The organism is Streptomyces sp. NBC_01474 (genome assembly GCF_035918215.1).
GTDB classification, from domain to species: Bacteria; Actinomycetota; Actinomycetes; order Streptomycetales; family Streptomycetaceae; genus Streptomyces; species Streptomyces aureus.
The window spans coordinates 9,470,443-9,488,177 of record NZ_CP109449.1 but is presented as its reverse complement, the minus strand read 5'-3'; the positions used below and the strand labels follow the sequence as shown (position 1 = coordinate 9,488,177).

Below are 17,735 nucleotides of genomic sequence, written 5' to 3'. Positions count from 1 at the left end.
CGGGGTCGGGGCATGCTGGTCGACCATTACGTCACCGCCTGCGCGAAGACGTGGTCAGGCCGGCTGCCACAGCTCGACCCGATTGCCCTCAGGATCGGTGACCCAGCCGAACCGACCGACACCCTCCATATCCTGCGTGTCCTCGGCCACGTCCGCTCCCTTGGCGCGCAACTGCGCGAGCATCGCGTCCAGGTCGCGGACCCGGAAGTTGAGCATGGTCTGCTGGGCACGGGACCCGAAGTAGTCGGTCCCGGACTCGAACGCCGCGAACACCGTGGGCCCGGCCCCCTGACGCCACAGGCCGTTGTCATCGGCGTCCAGGCCCAGGCAGTCGCGATACCACGCGGTCAGGGCCGCCGGGTCGTCGGCCCGCATGAAATACCCACCGATTCCAAGCACACGTTCCATGCCGCCATCTTGCCAGGACTGCGATCGGGCGGGCCGTCACCACACCATCGGCCGCTTCACCTCTGGATGGATGACCCCTGATTCCAAAGACCCTTCACGGAGCATTGTGTACGACGTGCGCCCAACTCCCCGGCGGACTCTGGGGTGAGACGGTGAAACCGTCAGAGGCTGATCGAGCACTCGAGTCGGCCGTCCACCACGTGTTTCAGATTCCGGGTCCGCCCTCGGCGGTTGCGCCCGGGGAGCTCTGTCAGAAGTTCGCCAGGGATGTCGTCTGCCGAGGAAGGAACTCGCTCAGTCCCCGGCGAGCAATCTCGCTGTCGTCGGCGACCAGGACATGGATCACCATGGGTGACCACGGGTCGGAAACTCACGGTCGCTCAGGGACGCCTGTATGTCTTGACCAAGGTCACACACCCGCCGTCGCCGGATTCGCGCCCTCCCACGCCGCGCGCAGCAACACTCGTACGCCGTCGGCTGTGACCGGACGGGGATTGTCCGCCGGGGCCGCCTCCAGGATCGCCGGCACCGCGTCGTCGATGTCCGGCTCGCCGAGGCCGTAGTCCCGCAATGCCGTCGGCGCGTCCACGGCCCGGCGCAGCCGCTGCAGTCCTTCGAGCGACGAGCCCGTGCCGAAGGCCTCCGCGATCCTGCGCTCGGCGTGCGGTGCGGCGAGGGCGTTGTAGGCGAGGACGTACGGCAGGACGACGGCGTGCGTCTGGGCGTGCGGCAGGTCGTAGCGGCCGCCGAGTACATGGCAGATCTTGTGGTGCAGGCCCGACCCCGCCGACGAGAACGCGACCGCCGACAGGTACGCCCCGTACAGCATCTGCTCGCGGCCCTCGATGGCGGAGGGGCCGGCGGCGACTGCGGGCAGCCCGGCGGTGAGCGCGCGGATGCCTTCCCCTGCCAGTGCCTGGTCGACCGGGTCGGTGCGCGGGGCCCACATCGAATCGATGCAGTGGGCAAGGGCGTTGAGGCCGGATGCGACGCTCATCGGCACGGCAAGCGTGAGGGTGAGCGTCGCGTCGTAGACGATCGCGCGCGGCAGCACGCGGGCGTCGACGCCCGTCGTCTTGCGGCCACCCTCGGTGAGTCCCCACATGCTGGTCGCCTCCGACCCCGCGTACGTGGTCGGCACGGCCACGATCGGCAGCCCCGACGTGAGCGCGACGGCCTTGGCCAGGCCGGTCGTCGAGCCGCCACCGACGCAGACCAGCACGTCCGCGTCGTGCCGGGCCGCTGCCGCCCGGGCGCGTTCCGCCGTGGCGAGTGGGACGTGCATCGCCACGTCGTCGTGGTGCACGACCACGGGGACGTCAGCGGTGACGGCCTTGGCCCGTTCGGCTTCGCGTGCCGTCGCGATGACCATCACGCGCGCGCCGCCGAGCCGTTCGACCTCGGTGCGCACGGCCGCGCGTGCGTCGCCGGAGGCGAAGTGGACACGCTGCGGCAGCGTCTCGTGCTCGAATCGCATGGGTCGTTCTCCTTCTTGCTCCGATTCCTGCTTCGATTCCTGCTTCGATTCCTGCTTCGATTCCTGCTTCGATTCCTGCTTCGATTCCTGCTCCGATTCCTGCTCCGACGGTCGCGTCACGCGCGCCGCAGCGCGATGTCGAAGCGGACGCGGGTCCAGCTCACGTCGGTGAGGGTACGGCCGTCGGGGGCCGGTGTGCCGGGTGCCTGCCGGTCGAACCTCTTGACGAGTGATTCCTTGACGCCGAACACAGCGTCCTGCGTGAGCAGTTGGTCGCCTTCGACGAAGATGCGAGTGATCACGGCGCGCAGTCAGGGGGCCGTCGCCTTGAAGTGCAGATGGGAGGCGCGCAGCGGGGAGCGTCCGGTCTTCTCCAGGAGTTCACCGACCGGTCCGTCGTGCGGGATCGGGTATGGGGTGGGCGCTACCTGGGGCTCCGCCCGCCAGGTAGCCGCCGATGGGGATCTCCGGGGTGCCGTCCACGAAGAACGGGCCGACGCCGCGTCGCGGGCTTGCGGAGGCCGGCCCGCGGTCAGTTCCGCGGCTTCGGCGGGTCCAAGAGCGACACCAGCAATGCGGTGAACTCCATTGCCGCCCACGGCAGCCGTCGGCCCAACATGGTCTGCACTTGCGCCTCGCGCTGGCGGAAGACCGGGTGGTCGACGCGTACATGGGTGACCCCCTCCGTCGCCGAGTCCTGGTGCAGGTCACCGAGGTCGCCGACCAGTGCGACGCCGCCTCCGGAGCGGACGAATTCATACTGCGGAGCGAGTCCGTCACACACCAGTGCCGGACGGGCCGTCAGGCCTTCCAACTGCACACCGATATCGAAGAGTTCGCGCTGACTGGTCCCGACCGAACCGATACCGAGGGGGTACTCGCACAGTTCCGCCAGGCTGATCCGATCCCTCCCGGCCAGTTCGTGATCCAGAGGCACGACGGCGGCCACGGGTATCACGACGGCGCATTCCACTCGTACGTCGTGTTGCGGACCCATCGTGTAGGTGGCCGCGACATCGGCGATGCCCTCGACCACGCGGCGGGTTGCCTCCTGGCGGGGTACGACGTCGAGCCGGAAGGTCACCTCTGGGTGGTCCCGCCGGAAGGCCGCCATCGCGCGCGGCAGGACGCGACGCCCGAATCCCTCCGAGCAGACCACGTTGATGTGGTGGATATCGGCCCCACGTCCGGTCCTCAACTCGTTGACGAGCGCGGTCGATTCGGCTTCGCTGCGGCGGGCGTGGGCCAGGAGCCGGGATCCCGCGTCGGTCATCGTCATCCCTCGGGGATGTCGGACGAAGAGAACCACTCCCGTCCCGGACTCGAGCTTGGCGATCTGCCTGCTGATCGCGGAGGGAGCGACCTGCAGCTTCTGGGCGGCCTCGGTCACCGATCCCGTCCGGGCGACCTCGAGAAAGTACGCGAGGCTCACCGGCATGAGCTGCATCGTGCCTCCGGGACAGCTGGGTGGCGCCCTCTGGCGTGGACGCCGGTTTGCCAAGAATAGAACGCAGGGTGCCACAAACGGCAATAGTCGCCGCCCGGAAACCGCCCTACGCTCCTGAGCCAGCACGTCACCCACAACTGCTGCCACCATCAGGAGAAGCTTCAGTGATCCCCAAAAGCCTGGTCGAGAAGGCCGAGGAGTACGTCGACTCGGGCGCCTACTTCACCGACCTGAGCGCGATGGTCGCCTACCCCACCGAGAGCAGCCGACCTGAAGGCCGCATTGCCATTAAGGCATACCTGGATGAGGTTCTCGTACCGGACCTGACCGAACTCGGTTGCTCCGTCACCGAGTACGTCAATCCGGACTCCTCCGGCGGCCCGTTCCTCGTCGGCACACGCGTCGAGTCCCCCGAACTCCCGACACTGCTGTGCTACGGCCACGCGGACGTGGTGGACGGCCAGGCCGGCCGGTGGAGCGAAGGCCGGGATCCGTGGACCCTCATCGCGGAGGGCGACCGGTGGTACGGCCGCGGGTCAGCCGACAACAAGGGGCAGCACCTTGCCAACATCGCGGCACTGCGGCTGCTGCTCGCCGAGCAGGGGTCGCTCGGCTTCAACCTGACCTTCCTGTTCGAGACCGGCGAGGAGGTCGGCTCGCCCGGACTCGCAGAATTCGCCGCCGCACACCGCGCGGAGCTGCAGGCTGATGTCCTGATCGCCTCGGACGGTCCACGTCTGGACGCCACGACGCCGACGCTGTTCCTCGGATCCCGCGGAGGCGTCGGCATCATGCTCGATGTCGACCTGCGCCCCGACGCGTACCACTCGGGCAACTGGGGTGGCGTCATCCGCAATCCCGCCACCACCCTGTCCGGCGCGATCGCGAGCCTGGTCGACGGACACGGCCGCATCCAGGTACCCGCGCTGCTGCCGTCCGAACTCCCGGCCCCCGTTCGCGAGGCACTCACCGATGTCGTGGTCGCGGGCAGCCCCGGCGATCCCGCTCCGGACGAGGGCTGGGGTGACACGACGCTGACCGCTGCCGAGCGGCTCTACGGCTGGAACACCCTTGAGGTCCTGTCACTGGGTTCGGCCGACATCGACCGTCCCGTCAACGCGATCCCCGGCCGCGCACGCGCCGTCCTGCAGCTGCGCTACGTCGCGGGCACCGATGTGAGCCGGGCCCGGGAGATCGTCACCGAGCATCTCACCGACCACGGATACCCGATGGTCGACGTGACCGTACTCGGCAACTTCGCCGCCAGCCGTACAGCCCTGGACGACCCGTGGCTGCTCTGGGCCAAGGAAGCACTCGAGCAGGTCACCGACGAACCCGTCGCCGTCCTCCCGAACATCGGCGGCTCACTGCCCAACCACGTCTTCACGGACATCCTCGGCCTGCCGACCCTGTGGCTGCCGCACTCATACCCGGGGTGCCTCCAGCACGCGCCCGACGAGCACATGCTCTCCGCGATCGCCCGCGAAGGCGTCGTCCTGGCAGCCACCTTGTTCCACACCCTCGGCAATCCCTCGGCCGACCGTCCGCTCCCCGCGCGCGCCGGGCTCAACCACCCTGTCCCCGCCGACCACTCCGCCTGACGCCCACCAGCGCTGCGCCCACCGGAAGGAACCCCGCGATGACGGCCATCTCACGTCAGCACACCCCGCAAGGGAACTCGACCGACGCACCCCCACCCCCGAGACGGGTATCCACCAAGCGAGCGGTCGCGGCGGCGACCATAGGCAACGCACTCGAATGGTTCGACCTCGCGGTCTACGCCCTGATGGCGGTCTACATCGGCCGGACGTTCTTCCCCGCCGACAATCCAGGCGTCCAACTAGTCGAGGCGTACGCGGTGTTCGGCGTGACGTATCTGATCCGGCCCCTCAGCGGGCTGCTGATCGGCTCGTACGCCGACCGGCACGGGCGCAAGAAGGCCCTGATGCTGACGATCTGGCTGATGGTCCTCGGCACCTTCATGATCGCTTTCATGCCGGGCTACTCGACGCTCGGCTTCGTCGCGCCCGTGGGTGTCGTGATCGCGCGACTCATCCAGGGCTTCGGAGCCGGCGGCGAGTTCGGCGCCGCCACCTCGTTCCTGGTCGAGCAGAACGACAAGCGCAAGAGCTTCCTCGGCAGTTTCCAGTTCGCCAGCCAGGGGCTCGCGACGCTGATGGCCTCCGGGTTCGCCACGGGGCTGACAGCGACGCTGTCCGAGGAGCAGATGACCTCTTGGGGCTGGCGGGTGCCGTTCGTGTTCGGCCTCCTGGTCGGCCCGGCCGGCTACCTCATCCGCCGCTACGCCGAAGAGCCGCCGGCTACGACTCGGGCGAGCGCGTCGGAGAACCGCGACGAGAAGTCCTCACCGGTCCGGTCGGTGTTCCGGGACCACTGGGGCGGGCTGCTGATCGCGGGCGGAGCCATGGTGGTCTCGACCGCACTCAACTTCCTCCTGCAGTACATGCCCACCTTCGCCATCAAGGACCTCGGGGTGGACGACTCACTGTCGTTCGCCGCGCTGCTCATCACCGGTGTCATCCTGACCCTCGGCACCCCGGTCGTGGGCCTGCTCGCGGACCGGTTCGGCCGATTGAAGATCATGATCCCGGCCGCGGTGTCGATCGGGGTGTGCGCCGTCCCGCTGTTCCTCTGGCTGACCACATCACCGTCCTTCCTCACTCTCGCACTGTGCATGACGGTCCTGGGCGTGCTCAAGGCCACGTACTTCGGCGCGCTGCCGTCGGTGATGTCCGACGCGTTCCCGGCAGAGGCCCGCGCGACCGGGCTGGCGTTCAGTTACAACACGACGGTCGCCATCTTCGGCGGGTTCGCCCCCACGATCGCCGCTGCACTGGTCACAGCCACCGGCTCGCAGATCTCGCCGAGCTATTACCTGCTGGCTGTCGCAGCCGTGAGCATCGCCGCGCTGGTGGGCGGATACCGGATTCGCGGCATCCGCTGAGTGCCCGCTTTCGACAGCCACTCCCAGTCATGTGCCCTCCGTCCCTGGCGATCAGTCCACCCGCCGCGCGGGCACGTGTGGAGTCCCCAGCTGGCCACTCTCGCGCGGACCCACCGCGTCTTGCGCTGGGACCTTCCGGGGCACGGGGGTTCGCGTGCGGACCTCCTTCCGCACGACGGCACGTCGAGCGTCGCCGCGTTGGCGGCACAGGTGTTGCGGCTCGCGGACACACAAGGTTGGGAGCCGTTCGCGTACGCCGGTGTCTCGCTGGGCGGCGCGGTCGGGGCCCATCTCGCGGTCCACCACCCGGAACGTGTCGCCTCGCTGGGGCTGGTCTGCTCCTCCGCCCGCTTCGGGCCACCGGGGCCTTGGCGGGAGCGTGCCGCCCTCGTACGGCGCGAGGGGGTCGGGCCGGTGGTTGAGACCAGCCCGGGCCGCTGGTTCGGCGATCCGGGGACCGCCGAAACCCTGCTGGGACGCGCTCTGTTGCGGGACCTCGCCGAAACCGATCCGGTCGGCTACGCGGCCTGCTGCGACGCACTCGCCACCTACGACCTGCGACCCGATCTGGCCCGCATCACCGCTCCCACTCTCGTCGTCGGCGGCTCCCTCGACATCGCCACCCCTCTCGATCACGCCCGGGAACTCGCGGACGGGATCGCCGATGCCACCTTGAAGGCATGCGCCATCGGGCATCTCGCGGTGGAGCAGCCCGAGGCTGTCGGCGCGGCGCTCAGCACTCACCTCCGCGCCCCGAAAGGGCCGCAGTGTTGAATGTGCACAACAGGGGCTATTCGCGCGCAGAAAAGCGGAGAAACGCGCTTCCGGATTGGTGGCAATAATTCGATTCCGATACCGATATCTTCCGAATTACTACTGAGATCGGCTCAATGAGTGCCTTTCCCGAACCGGACCGGCGTGCTGCATCCACGGCTCTGACCAGCCCTGTATCTCTTCAACGTCACGCGCGGCGACGAAAGGCTGAAGACGATGGTTGGGCGACGGAGATTCCTCATGGCCGGTGCCATGGGCGGTGCGGCCATGCTCCCACGGGTTGCGGGAGGACAGGCGTATGCATCCGACGGTCACGGTCATGGGTCAGCGTCTGCGAACACGCCGATTCCGCACACCCCCAAGCTGACGAAGTACGTTGACCCGCTGCCCATCCCGAGAACAGCCATCTCGGATCCCTCCGTCTATCCGGGCGCCGACTACTACGACATCACGATGCGGCCGGGCACGTGGAAATTCCACCAGGAGCTCGGGTCGGCCAAGGTGTGGGGCTACTGGGCCGCGAACCCGCACGACCCCCGCAAGCCGATCGGCATGGGCTACCTGGGGCCGACCCTCAGCGTGACCAGGGACCACCCGACGGTCGTCAAGTACCGCAACGAACTGCCGACCACCCATCTGTTCCAGTTCGTGATCGACAAAATTCGCAATGGAGACCCTCAGCTCACCCCGACGCCTCCGCCTCCCTACAAGCCCATCCAGCCGTTTCCCGCGAATGTCAACGTGTGGAACGTCGTACACCAGCACGGCGGTTTCACGGCACCACAGTCCGACGGCATGCCGCTGCAGTCGTTCAGCCCGGACGGCATCCGCGCCGAGCCCTACAGCGGCCTGTACCCGAGCCGGGTCAAACCCAACGAGTCGATCTGCGCCTACACCAACCACGACCGTTCGTGCATGCTCTGGTATCACGACCACGGCATGGGAATGACCAGCGTCAACGTCTACGCGGGCCTCGCCGGTCTCTACCGCGTCGGTGACCCCGCCGACGATCGGCTCGGACTGCCGCGAGGCGAATTCGAGGTCCCCCTCATCCTGCAGGACCGGACCTTCCACCCGGACGGCTCGCTCGCCTACACCATGACCTTGCGGGAAGGCGAGGACACCCCGATCGTCAACGGGAAGGCGTACCCCTACCTTGAGGTCGAGCAGCGACGCTACCGGCTGCGTGTTCTCAACGCTTCGAACGAACGGTTCTGGCGGCTGAGGTTCGAAGTTCCCGAGGACGTACTGCCTCAGCCCATCCTTCCGTTCTGGCTGATCGGCACCGACGGCGGCCTCCGCTCCCCGTTGCAGATGCTGAACTTCCTGATCTCGCCGGCCGAACGGTACGACCTGATCGTCGACTTCACCCATATGCCCATCGGCACGAAGATCAAGCTGACGAACTACAACGCGCCCGTGCACTACCCCGGCGGCGGCGGACCGGAAATCTCGGAAATCATGGAATTCCACGTCACCAAACGACCGTCCGGAGGCGGAGACAGGTCAACGCCGCCCAAGAAGCTCGAACTGCCGACGACCGCCCCCATCAAGGTGACGGCGCGCACCCGCCGGCGGGAATGGGTTCTGTACCAGCACAAGCTCTTCACCACCATGACGTTCAACGCGGTGCCATTCATGGAACCGTCCGAGGACTTCATCAAGGCCGGCTCGACCGAGATCTGGGAGTACATCAATCCCAACCACGACGCCCACCCGATGCATGTCCACCTCGTCAACTTCCAGGTGTTGAACAGGCAGCCGATCGACGCGGCCGGCTACCAGGATCAGTACGAAAAGTGGATTGACAGTGGCCGCAAACCGGAGGACAGGCCGGTGTTGGCGAACTATCTCACCGGTCCCCCTATTCCGCCGGACCCGGATGAAGCACTGTCCCGCAAGGACACGGTCAAGTCCTATCCGGAGACGGTGACCAGAATCGTCATCAATGAATTCGACCCGCCGACGGAAAAGATCGCGGGGCTCCCGGGAAGCGGTACCGAGCTGCCGGCGACATACGTCCAGCACTGCCACATCCTCGAACACGAAGACGACGACCTGATGCGACCGTGGACGATCGTCGGCGACGACCACCACAGCGGTGGTGACCACGCCGGCGGCTTCGGCGAGCACCACTGACGGATCGAACGAGCGACAGTTCGCCGCCCCTACCTCAGGGGCGGCGAACCGTCGTTGGAGGTCGCGGCTGTCAGTGGCAAAAAGTTCCACGCCGAGTTCCCGCTCCAGGCCACGGATCTACTGGGACACCGACGGTTGAGCGACGTGCAGCAGCTCCGCCGCCGCCGTCACCGAGCCCGCCTGGGCAATGGCCAGGGCGTACTCGTACTGACGAAGACTCATCGACTCCCGTCCCCTCCCTGCGGTGGACCACGGTCCACCCTTTGCCATCGTTGTGACAGTCGGCAACTCAGTCCCGCTGACGGCGATTCCCCGGGGGGAGTTGGGGGTCGGTCCGTACGCAAACGGGGCGCCGAGGGTGGTCACTCGCCGCTCGGCTACTCTCGGCGCCACTGGTGATCACTCTGCGATCCGACGATCCGGACAAAGTGCCACCGCATCGTACTCAGGAGACGCCAGCACATGCATACGCCACCATCGCCACCTGCCACGAAGCGGACCGCCGGATCATCCGTCCGGATCGGCGCCCTCGTTCCGCTGACTCGGCCCGGTTGGGTCGAGGCAGGCCGGCACTTGCTCGCTGGACTCGAGTTGGCCGTTCACGAAGTCAATGACGCCGGCGGGATCGGCGGACAGCCACTCGAGCTGGTGGTCCGGGACACCGCAGCTGATCCCCAGAGGGCCGCGGCGGCCGTCGATGAACTGGCTCGCATGGGCGTGGCCGCGCTGGCGGGCGAGTATCACAGCGTCGTCGCCCGCGCCGCTGCTGCCAGGGCCGACTCCCTCGGCCTGCCGTTCCTCTGCTCGTCAGCGGTGCTCGACGCGCTCACCGACCAGCCGACGGAGTGGGTCGCGCGTCTCGCCCCGGCGCAGTCCCACGGCTGGCAGCTGTACGCGGACTTCCTCCTCGGCGCGGGCCACAATCGAATCGCCGTAGCGGCGCAGCCGAGTGTCTACTGGGCATCCGGGACCGGCATTCTGCGGGACTGCCTCGCTGCACGCGGTGGCACAGTCATCGAACTCGACATGGGCGAGCTGGACCCCGCGTCCGTGTGCGACCAGCTCGTCGAGAATCGCGCGACAGCCCTCCTTCTTCTGACCGGCCACCCGGAGCCGGCGGTGTCGATCGTCAAGTCCGTCCGCCACGACCAGCGCCTCGCCGAGGTCTTGATCGGTGCTCCTGCCGGGCAACCGGAGTTCACCGAATGGGCGAGGTTGCTGGGCGACGACGGCGCCGCGATCCCGTTCCTGCGCTACCTGCCCGAGCGCCTCGGCCCACTCGGTGCACGAGTCGCGACGGCACTGCGTGAGCGGCTGGGCGAAGCGCCCTCCTTCGTCGCCTTCGAGGGCTACGACACGGTCACTGTCCTCGCCGATGTGCTGCGCTCTCACGCCGCGGACCGTGCGCGCATCGCCGAGTCCTGGCCGCGGGTTGCAGTCGAAGGCACCCGCGGGCAGATCCAGTTCTCCCGCACGCCAGGCATCAGCGTCTGGCAATGGGCTTGGACGCCGGTGCAGGTCGTTGACCGGGATCCGGCGGAACCCGGTCGCTTCCGGATCCTCCACACCGGCTGAGTGAGCACGGAGGTCCGCCGCGTGACGCGGTCACCTGCCAATCAACCCGTTCACTGTCGAGCGCTGCCTCCCGGGGTGCCACGCCAGGCATGTAGGGTCCCGGTCACGGGGCGGGAGGTGAATCGGGATGTGGCGGTGGCGTGCGGCAACTCCGGCGCTGGTGATGGCACTTGCGGTGGCCGGTTGCGGAGGCGGAAGCGGAGCCGGTGAGCCCGCCGCGGCTCCCAGCGGGCATCCCCTTGCCTGGACTTACGCTCATCTGGCCAAGGATCTCTCCTCGTCCGTCGTCAATGTCGCCGCCGTGTCCGCGCACGACGCCTGGGCAGTCGCCCTGACGCCGGTCGTGGGTAACGTCGACAAACAGCAAGTGACCCTGTTGCGCTATGACGGCTCCTCCTGGCGTCCGCAGACGCTACCGCCCGGGATGGAGGCGGCCCCCATCGCTGGGTACCGCCTCGAGGCATCCTCACCGCGCGACGTGTGGCTGTTTCGCAGCGGCCCCAACACCGGCATGTACGCCGCGCACTTCGACGGGACGCGGTGGCAGCAGACACCTGCCCCAGGCGGCGTCAGCGATGTCGCGGTCCTCGGCCCGGCGGACGTCTGGGCCGTGGGCGAAAGCACTACCGCCTGGCACTGGGACGGCTCCCGCTGGACTTCGGTACCACTGCCTGCCCGTGCGGTGCAACTCGCGGGAGTGGCCGGAGACGACGTGTGGGCGTCCGGGCGGACGACAGGCGAGGAGGACGGCCTCACCTATGGCGCCCCCGTGGTGCTCCACTGGGACGGAGAGACCTGGAAACGGGAACAGGTCCCCACCGTCGAACCCCCTTCCGCCCATAGATCGAACTCGATGGGTGCAAGTCCCATGGCGCTCTACGCGCCGGCCGGGGACGACGTCTGGGCAATCAGCCGCCTCGTCGGCGAGGACGACAACGGGGATGCCGTCTACATCGCCCCCTTCGCGTTCCACTGGAACGGCACCAGTTGGAGCAAGACGTCGCCCGATGCCTGCCGCCGTTGCGGGATTCCCGCCGGTGACGGCGTCGTCACGGCCGACGGAATGGAAGGGGACAACGCCGGCAGCAGCATGCTGCTCAGTTCGGTTCACTACCGCTCCCTGCACGGCAGGCCTCGTACGATCGGCTCCCCGCCGGCCGCCGCGGGCCGAAGCGGCAAAGCCACCGCCGCCGACCGCAAGCAGAAGCTACGGCTGCTGGAGATCACAGCCATCCCCGGCACCGACCGCGTCTGGGGCGTCGGCTCCGTGAATGTGGAGGCACACGGCGACGCGAACTTCAGCCGCGGCGCCATCGTCCAGTACGACCCGCACCCCAGGGACTGAACGGGTCGAACGGGTTCCGCATCCTTTGGTCCATGCCCATCTCCCCTACTTCCGACGGGGTTGTCAGGGGTTCTGCGTGCCCAGCCCTTCCAGCATCCGTCGCTGGTGGCGGTGGCCGATCGTCTCGTAGCCGAGCACGGTGACGAACGGGGCCAGCATCACGATGAGGAGGCAGGCCGCGGTGGCGACGCCCGCCGCGGACAGGAGCACCGCCGCGAGCAGCACCGCCAGCGTGATCGAGATCAGCAGTATGTGGAAGGAGTCGGCCGCGGACAGCAACAGCGTGTGCAGGAGATACACCATCAGCAGGTACAGGCCGACCGGGATGGCCAGGGCCAGCACGACGGCGACATCACTGATCTCCGAGTGGTGCTCCAGGTGCAGGCCGGCCACGTGCAGACCGGCTCCGGCGCCGGCCACTCCGATGAAGAGCGGGATGTGCCCGTAGCCGAAGAGGTAACCGCGGCTGCGGCGGTGCACCAGGATGTCACCGAAGGGAGTGGAGAAGTACACCCACCACATGCCGAAGGTCAGTCCGACGCCGGCGACGACCACGGCGATCGCGTTGCCGCTCCATTGGGTCCCGTCCGCACCGCCGAGAAGGTCACCCGAGGACGCGACGGTCCCGACGACGCCCTCCCCGAGAACGATGATGGCGAACAGGCCGTACCGCTCGGCGACATGGTGAGGGTGCCAGGGGGTGCCGCCCGCGCTGCCCTGGGTGAGGACCGGCAGCGTCAGTTCGAGCGCGCCGAGCAGGATGAAGGCGACGAACACCGCGGTGAGTGGCAGATGCGCGAACGCGATCGCGACCCAACCGGCCTGGGCGATCACCGTCCAGCGGATGTTCGCCATTCCGACGTCCCGGAATTGGGGGGACTCCCGCGCGGCGCGCCACCACTGCAGCACCATCGCGATCCGCATCACCACATACCCGAGCACTATCGCACTCAGTTCGAGGTGGTCGCCCTCGTCGACCGAGTGGAACATCGCGGGCAGGCCGAGCGAGAACACGACGACGCCGATCATCTGCAGCATCGTCAGAGCCCGGTAGAGCCAGTCATCCGTGGCGAACGCCGACGCGAACCAGCTGAAGCTGATCCACGCGACACTGATCGAGAACATCGCCAGCACGAACGCGGTGACGGCCTGTCCGGGATGCCCCTCGGCGACCATGTCGGCGAACTGGGAGGCGGCGGTTCCCACCGCGACCACAAACGTCAGGTCGAACAGCAGCTCCAGCGGTGAAGAGACCCGACCGGGTTCTTCCGGATCGCGGCCGGTCATCGGCACCCGACTGTGCGCCAGGTTGCCGTCGGCACCGTGGGTGTGGTGGGGGTCGCTCATGCTGAGCATGATGCCGCATGGGTGCGCGTCGAGCTGAATGATGCGGGACCGGCGCGTGAGGTGCGTCGATCACGATAACGGTCGCTTGCTGTTGCTGTTGCTGTTGCTGTTGCTCCGAAACGTCACCTCAGCCGGACAGAGCCTTTCCGAAGGCTCCCGAACTCTGCCGCACACCACTGCAGTTACTGAGCGCGTCGTCGGCCGAAGTGTCCGCGGAGGAGCACTGCCGGTCGCGGAACGTGGACCACATGGAGACCCACGCAAGGCCGTTCTTCTCCGCGAAGGCACGCAGTTGGGAGGCGTCGGAAAGCGTGAACGTCTCGTTGTCGACGTCATTCGTGCCGAGCATCGGCGTCACGGCGAGTCCGCGCCAGGCATTCCTGTCCGACAGCCCGAAAACGTCCGCGAGTTGGGCATGGGCCGCCTTGGCCGACGTGATGGCGTAATCGCCCATGTCGCCGGCGTAGGACGTGCCGTAGTTCATCGTCATGATGTTGACGCTGGACACCTTCACGCCTTGGTCGTTGGCCGACTCCAGGAGCGCCACGCTGTCCGCGTCCAGGCCCGAGGGCATCACGGGAAGAGTGAAGGACACCGTGAGATCGGTGCGCTTCTCCTGCAACAGGGCGATCGCCTTCGAGCGCAGGGTCACCGAGTCGGAGTCCTTGAGCGCATCTCCTTCGATGTCGAAGTCGGCCTGGGTGGCGCCGGCGGCGTCGAGCGTGGCTGCGTAGGCGGCGGCCAGAGCGGACGCACTGCCGCACGTCTCGGCCAGTTCCTTGCCGGACGCCCCGCCGAAGGAGACGCGCACGGTCGCGCCGGACGCCTCGAGTGCCGAGATCCGCTTCTTCACCGTCGCGTCGCCGATGGCGTGCGTGCCGTTCCACGTGGGCTTGCAGGAGCTGCCGTCCGCGATGGTGAAGGCGAGGTTGTACGTGGAGGGGGACCCGGCCGCGTCCAGGTCCGAAGCGTCCGTGGCGCTGACGTAAGGGGCGAACGGACTGGATGACGAGGGTGCCGTCGCGGCCGGCGACGGTGCTCCGTGCGGTGACGCGTCCGCCGCATCAGAGCCCGATCCCGGGCTCCCCGATGAGCACCCCGCGCAGGTCGCTGCCGCCACCAGCGACACGATCGCGGCGGCCGGCCTCCCCAGAAGATTCCTCATCGCGCATGCACCCATTTCTTGTCGGTCCTGTCCCGGAACTGAAACACGGAAGCCTGTGATCCAGGTGTCATCAGGCGAATCACAGCGAACTGAGGGCCTTCTCAGGGTGCGCACAGGAATGACTGTGAGTTGCCACAAGAAGATCCCTTAGCGTCCCGAGAATGCATTTCGATTCCTCCGTCGAAAACCGTGCCAGTGGGCGCGGAAGCCACCGCAAGCGTGGAAAAGGGGCCGACGCGGGCCCCGTCTTCGTCGACAGCTCCGGGCGGCGGGCCAAGCTGCTGCGCAGGTTCGGCCTTGCCGTGGTCGTCGCCTGTCTGGGCTACGCGGTCGTCCTCGGCCTGTCGTTCATGGGGTGGGGCGTGTCCGTGAGCACGACCGACCTGCTGCCCTTCGGCGGTGGAGGTGGCGGCGCCGGCACCGGTCGTGGTCCGGTCGACGCCGGGTACGGCCCCCTTGGCGGCGCCGGTCAGCAGCAGGGAACGCCTCCGGCCACCCGTCCTTCCCTCTCGCCCAGCCCTTCGCTGCCCGCCCCCTCTGCGTCAACCACCGCCGACGCCACTGACGCGCAGTAAGGGAAGACATGACTCGCAACACCTCCGCGCGGCGCCGTCGCCGCGCCGCTCCCTCCCGCTTCGAACGCGCCGGGCGCCGGGCCGCAGCTCTGCAACGGCCACGCGTCGTCCTCGCGCTCGTTCTCGTCCTGGGACTCGTCAGCGTGATGCTGCTCGACGGATATCTGCGGGCCGAGGTACTGGGCGACCACCGCGTCCGCACCGACGCGGCCTACGACAAGGTGCCGCAGCGCATCCTCGACGGCGGACCGATCCTGACGTCGACGAATGGTTCCATGCGGACGCAGTCCGTTCCGAAGAAGACCATCGTGCTCACCTTCGACGACGGTCCCGACGCCACGTACACCGAGAAGGTCCTCAAGCTCCTCGCGGACAACGATGTGCACGGCACGTTCTTCCTCGTGGGTTCCATGATCGCCCGGCACCCCGGCATCGTGAAGGACATGGTCGGCCAGGGGAACGAGGTCGGCCTGCACACCTTCACCCACGTCGACCTCTCCTACCAGAGTGACGCCCGGGTCAAGCGTGAACTCACACAGACCCAGCTGGCCCTGGCGGGAGCGGCCGGCATCACCACGAAGCTGGTGCGCGCGCCCTACTCGTCCGAGGCATCCGCGATCGACAACTACAGCTGGCCGGTCTACAAGAGGCTCGGCGCCATGGGCTACACCAGCGTCTTCGTCGACACCGACAGCGACGACTGGAAGAAGCCGGGCGTCTCGAAGATCGTCCAGTGGGCGACGCCGAAGAAGAACAAGGGCGCGTCGGTGCTCTTCCACGACGCCGGCGGCAACCGTGACCAGACGCTCAAGGCGCTGCCGAAGTACATCAAGAAGATGAAGGCGAAGGGCTACACCTTCACGACGGTCAGCGGCGCCATGGCCAAGTCCTCGGCGCGGGGAGGCTCCGCGCAGAACGGATCCGCGCAGAACGGCTCCGCACAGGGCAGCGGCGCACAGGCCGGCAGGACACAGGACGCGGGCACTCGGCCCGGTGGGGCTCAGAGGTCCGGTCAGGTGCCGGGTGGCGCGGCAGCCCCGCAGGGGACCCCTCCTTCCTCCGGAACGAACGCTCCGGGCGGCGGCGCTCAGAACGTCGACCAGGCCGCCCACTCCAAAGCCACCGGCACCACTCTCTACGAAGGCAAGGCGCTCATCGTGGCGGTCGCGATCGCCGAGTGGACCGTGCCGACGCTGGCCGTATTCCTCGCGGTCGTCGGAGTCGCGGTCATGGCGCGATTCGCGATGATGCTGGTCCTCGCGCGGCGCCACTACAGGCAGCGCAACAAGCGCCGCTTCAGCTGGGGGCCGCCCGTGACCGGGCCGGTGAGCGTGATCGTGCCCGCGTACAACGAGAAGGAGTGCATCGCCAACACCCTCAACTCTCTCGCACAGAGCACGCATCCCATCGAGATCATCGTCGTGGACGACGGCTCCACGGACGGCACGAAGGAGATCGCCGAATCCCTCGGCCTGCCCAACGTGCGGGTGATCCGTCAGGAGAACGCGGGCAAGCCGGCGGCACTCAACAACGGTGTACGGAACGCCAGTTACGACATCGTCGTGATGATGGACGGCGACACGGTCTTCGAGCCGGACACGGTCCGGCAGCTGGTGCAGCCCTTCGCCGCCTCGGAGATCGGTGCGGTCGCGGGCAATGCCAAGGTCGGCAACCGCAACACGGTCATCGGTGCCTGGCAGCACATCGAGTACGTGATGGGCTTCAACCTGGATCGCCGCATGTACGACCTGCTCCGCTGTATGCCCACCATCCCCGGAGCGATCGGAGCGTTCCGGCGCCAGGCCGTCCTCGAGGTCGGCGGCATGAGCGAGGACACCCTCGCCGAGGACACCGACATCACCGTCGCGATGCACCGCGCCGGATGGCGCGTGGTGTACCAGGAGCATGCGCGGGCCTGGACGGAGGCGCCGGCCTCGCTCAAGCAGCTGTGGAGCCAGCGCTACCGCTGGTCGTACGGCACCATGCAGGCACTGTGGAAGCACCGCAAGTCCCTGGTGGACAAGGGGTCTTCGGGCCGCTTCGGGCGAGTGGGCATGCCGCTCGTGGTGCTCTTCCAGATCGTCACGCCGGTCTTCGCACCGTTGATCGACCTCTTCACCGTCTACTCGATGATCTTCGTGGACTTCAAGGCGTCCCTGCTCGCGTGGCTGGCCGTGCTCGGAATCCAACTCGTGTGCGCCGCTTACGCGTTCCGCCTCGACGGAGAGAGGTACCGCTACCTGTGGATGCTCCCGCTCCAGCAGATCGCGTACCGCCAGATGATGTACCTGGTCCTCATCCACTCCTCCATCACCGCCCTCACGGGCGGCCGGCTGCGCTGGCAGAAGCTCAAGCGCACCGGCGAGGTCGGGACGCCGACGGGGGTGGGGCGGTGACCGCGGAGGCACAGGGGAACCGTCACCGAGCCGCTCGGCGAACGCGCGGAACGCCAGGTACGCCGGGTACGGCAGGTACGCCAAGTACGCAAGCCCTGGATCAGGACACCACACCCCTCCGG

General features: G+C 67.8%; 14 protein-coding genes and 1 pseudogene. 8 read left to right on the top strand and 7 right to left on the bottom strand.

Going from position 1 to position 17,735, the window contains the following annotated elements:
- Nucleotides 1–54 precede the first annotated feature (54 nt).
- The 4 genes from OG758_RS43445 to OG758_RS43430 form a co-directional block, all read right to left on the bottom strand.
- Nucleotides 55–408: a VOC family protein gene (locus tag OG758_RS43445; RefSeq protein WP_326714926.1), complete on the bottom strand. Its 354-nt coding sequence runs from the start codon at nucleotides 406–408 to the stop codon at nucleotides 55–57.
- Between the two features lie 409 nt (nucleotides 409–817).
- Nucleotides 818–1,885 carry a maleylacetate reductase gene (locus tag OG758_RS43440; RefSeq protein ID WP_326714925.1) on the bottom strand — a complete coding sequence of 356 codons (1,068 nt, stop codon included), beginning with the start codon at nucleotides 1,883–1,885 and terminating at the stop codon, nucleotides 818–820.
- Between the two features lie 116 nt (nucleotides 1,886–2,001).
- A complete protein-coding gene (locus OG758_RS43435) occupies nucleotides 2,002–2,187 on the bottom strand; it encodes a hypothetical protein (protein WP_326714924.1) in 186 nt (61 codons plus the stop codon).
- Between the two features lie 230 nt (nucleotides 2,188–2,417).
- Nucleotides 2,418–3,323, bottom strand: coding sequence for a LysR family transcriptional regulator (locus tag OG758_RS43430; RefSeq protein ID WP_326714923.1), 906 nt, complete (start codon nucleotides 3,321–3,323; stop codon nucleotides 2,418–2,420).
- 173 nt (nucleotides 3,324–3,496) lie between these two features.
- Here OG758_RS43430 and OG758_RS43425 point away from each other — a divergent pair, with 173 nt between their 5' ends.
- The 4 genes from OG758_RS43425 to OG758_RS43410 all read left to right on the top strand — a co-directional run bounded on the left by OG758_RS43425 (nucleotide 3,497) and on the right by OG758_RS43410 (nucleotide 9,210).
- On the top strand, nucleotides 3,497–4,933 hold the full coding sequence (locus OG758_RS43425; protein WP_326714922.1) for a M20 family metallopeptidase: 1,437 nt from the start codon (nucleotides 3,497–3,499) through the stop codon (nucleotides 4,931–4,933).
- Between the two features lie 38 nt (nucleotides 4,934–4,971).
- A complete protein-coding gene (locus OG758_RS43420; protein ID WP_326714921.1) occupies nucleotides 4,972–6,297 on the top strand; it encodes an MFS transporter in 1,326 nt (441 codons plus the stop codon).
- Entirely contained in the window at nucleotides 6,298–7,071 is a 774-nt protein-coding gene (locus tag OG758_RS43415) for an alpha/beta fold hydrolase (RefSeq protein ID WP_326714920.1), read from the top strand.
- A gap of 240 nt (nucleotides 7,072–7,311) precedes the next feature.
- On the top strand, nucleotides 7,312–9,210 hold the full coding sequence (locus OG758_RS43410) for a multicopper oxidase family protein (RefSeq protein ID WP_326714919.1): 1,899 nt from the start codon (nucleotides 7,312–7,314) through the stop codon (nucleotides 9,208–9,210).
- Nucleotides 9,211–9,330: 120 nt separating this feature from the next.
- Here the strand turns inward: OG758_RS43410 and OG758_RS43405 are convergent.
- Nucleotides 9,331–9,432: pseudogene (locus OG758_RS43405) on the bottom strand (LysR family transcriptional regulator); the annotation flags it as partial.
- 240 nt (nucleotides 9,433–9,672) lie between these two features.
- On the opposite strand from OG758_RS43405, the gene OG758_RS43400 reads away from it, so the two are divergent.
- Complete coding sequence (locus tag OG758_RS43400) at nucleotides 9,673–10,785, top strand: ABC transporter substrate-binding protein (RefSeq protein WP_326714918.1); 1,113 nt, start codon at nucleotides 9,673–9,675, stop codon at nucleotides 10,783–10,785.
- A 301-nt stretch (nucleotides 10,786–11,086) separates the two neighbouring features.
- Nucleotides 11,087–12,130: a hypothetical protein gene (locus OG758_RS43395; RefSeq protein WP_326714917.1), complete on the top strand. Its 1,044-nt coding sequence runs from the start codon at nucleotides 11,087–11,089 to the stop codon at nucleotides 12,128–12,130.
- Between the two features lie 63 nt (nucleotides 12,131–12,193).
- Here OG758_RS43395 and OG758_RS43390 read toward each other — a convergent pair whose 3' ends face one another.
- Nucleotides 12,194–13,477 carry a low temperature requirement protein A gene (locus OG758_RS43390; RefSeq protein ID WP_326714916.1) on the bottom strand — a complete coding sequence of 428 codons (1,284 nt, stop codon included), beginning with the start codon at nucleotides 13,475–13,477 and terminating at the stop codon, nucleotides 12,194–12,196.
- Between the two features lie 127 nt (nucleotides 13,478–13,604).
- Nucleotides 13,605–14,642 carry a chitinase gene (locus tag OG758_RS43385; protein WP_326714915.1) on the bottom strand — a complete coding sequence of 346 codons (1,038 nt, stop codon included), beginning with the start codon at nucleotides 14,640–14,642 and terminating at the stop codon, nucleotides 13,605–13,607.
- Nucleotides 14,643–14,803: 161 nt separating this feature from the next.
- Here OG758_RS43385 and OG758_RS43380 point away from each other — a divergent pair, with 161 nt between their 5' ends.
- Together OG758_RS43380 and OG758_RS43375 are read left to right on the top strand one after the other, a co-directional pair.
- Entirely contained in the window at nucleotides 14,804–15,217 is a 414-nt protein-coding gene (locus OG758_RS43380; protein WP_326714914.1) for a hypothetical protein, read from the top strand.
- A gap of 8 nt (nucleotides 15,218–15,225) precedes the next feature.
- Nucleotides 15,226–17,613, top strand: a complete 2,388-nt coding sequence (locus tag OG758_RS43375) for a bifunctional polysaccharide deacetylase/glycosyltransferase family 2 protein (protein ID WP_326714913.1) — start codon at nucleotides 15,226–15,228, stop codon at nucleotides 17,611–17,613.
- Nucleotides 17,614–17,735: the final 122 nt, after the last annotated feature.

Excerpts from the sequence above, each read along its gene's own strand:
- OG758_RS43400 (WP_326714918.1), top strand. The coding sequence starts at position 9,673 with ATGCATACGCCACCATCGCCACCTGCCACGAAGCGGACCGCCGGATCA.
- OG758_RS43410 (WP_326714919.1), top strand. The coding sequence starts at position 7,312 with ATGGCCGGTGCCATGGGCGGTGCGGCCATGCTCCCACGGGTTGCGGGA.
- OG758_RS43440 (WP_326714925.1), bottom strand. The coding sequence starts at position 1,885 with ATGCGATTCGAGCACGAGACGCTGCCGCAGCGTGTCCACTTCGCCTCC.
- OG758_RS43390 (WP_326714916.1), bottom strand. The coding sequence starts at position 13,477 with ATGAGCGACCCCCACCACACCCACGGTGCCGACGGCAACCTGGCGCAC.
- OG758_RS43380 (WP_326714914.1), top strand. The coding sequence starts at position 14,804 with ATGCATTTCGATTCCTCCGTCGAAAACCGTGCCAGTGGGCGCGGAAGC.
- OG758_RS43420 (WP_326714921.1), top strand. The coding sequence starts at position 4,972 with ATGACGGCCATCTCACGTCAGCACACCCCGCAAGGGAACTCGACCGAC.
- OG758_RS43375 (WP_326714913.1), top strand. The coding sequence starts at position 15,226 with ATGACTCGCAACACCTCCGCGCGGCGCCGTCGCCGCGCCGCTCCCTCC.
- OG758_RS43385 (WP_326714915.1), bottom strand. The coding sequence starts at position 14,642 with ATGAGGAATCTTCTGGGGAGGCCGGCCGCCGCGATCGTGTCGCTGGTG.
- OG758_RS43445 (WP_326714926.1), bottom strand. The coding sequence starts at position 408 with ATGGAACGTGTGCTTGGAATCGGTGGGTATTTCATGCGGGCCGACGAC.
- OG758_RS43430 (WP_326714923.1), bottom strand. The coding sequence starts at position 3,323 with ATGCCGGTGAGCCTCGCGTACTTTCTCGAGGTCGCCCGGACGGGATCG.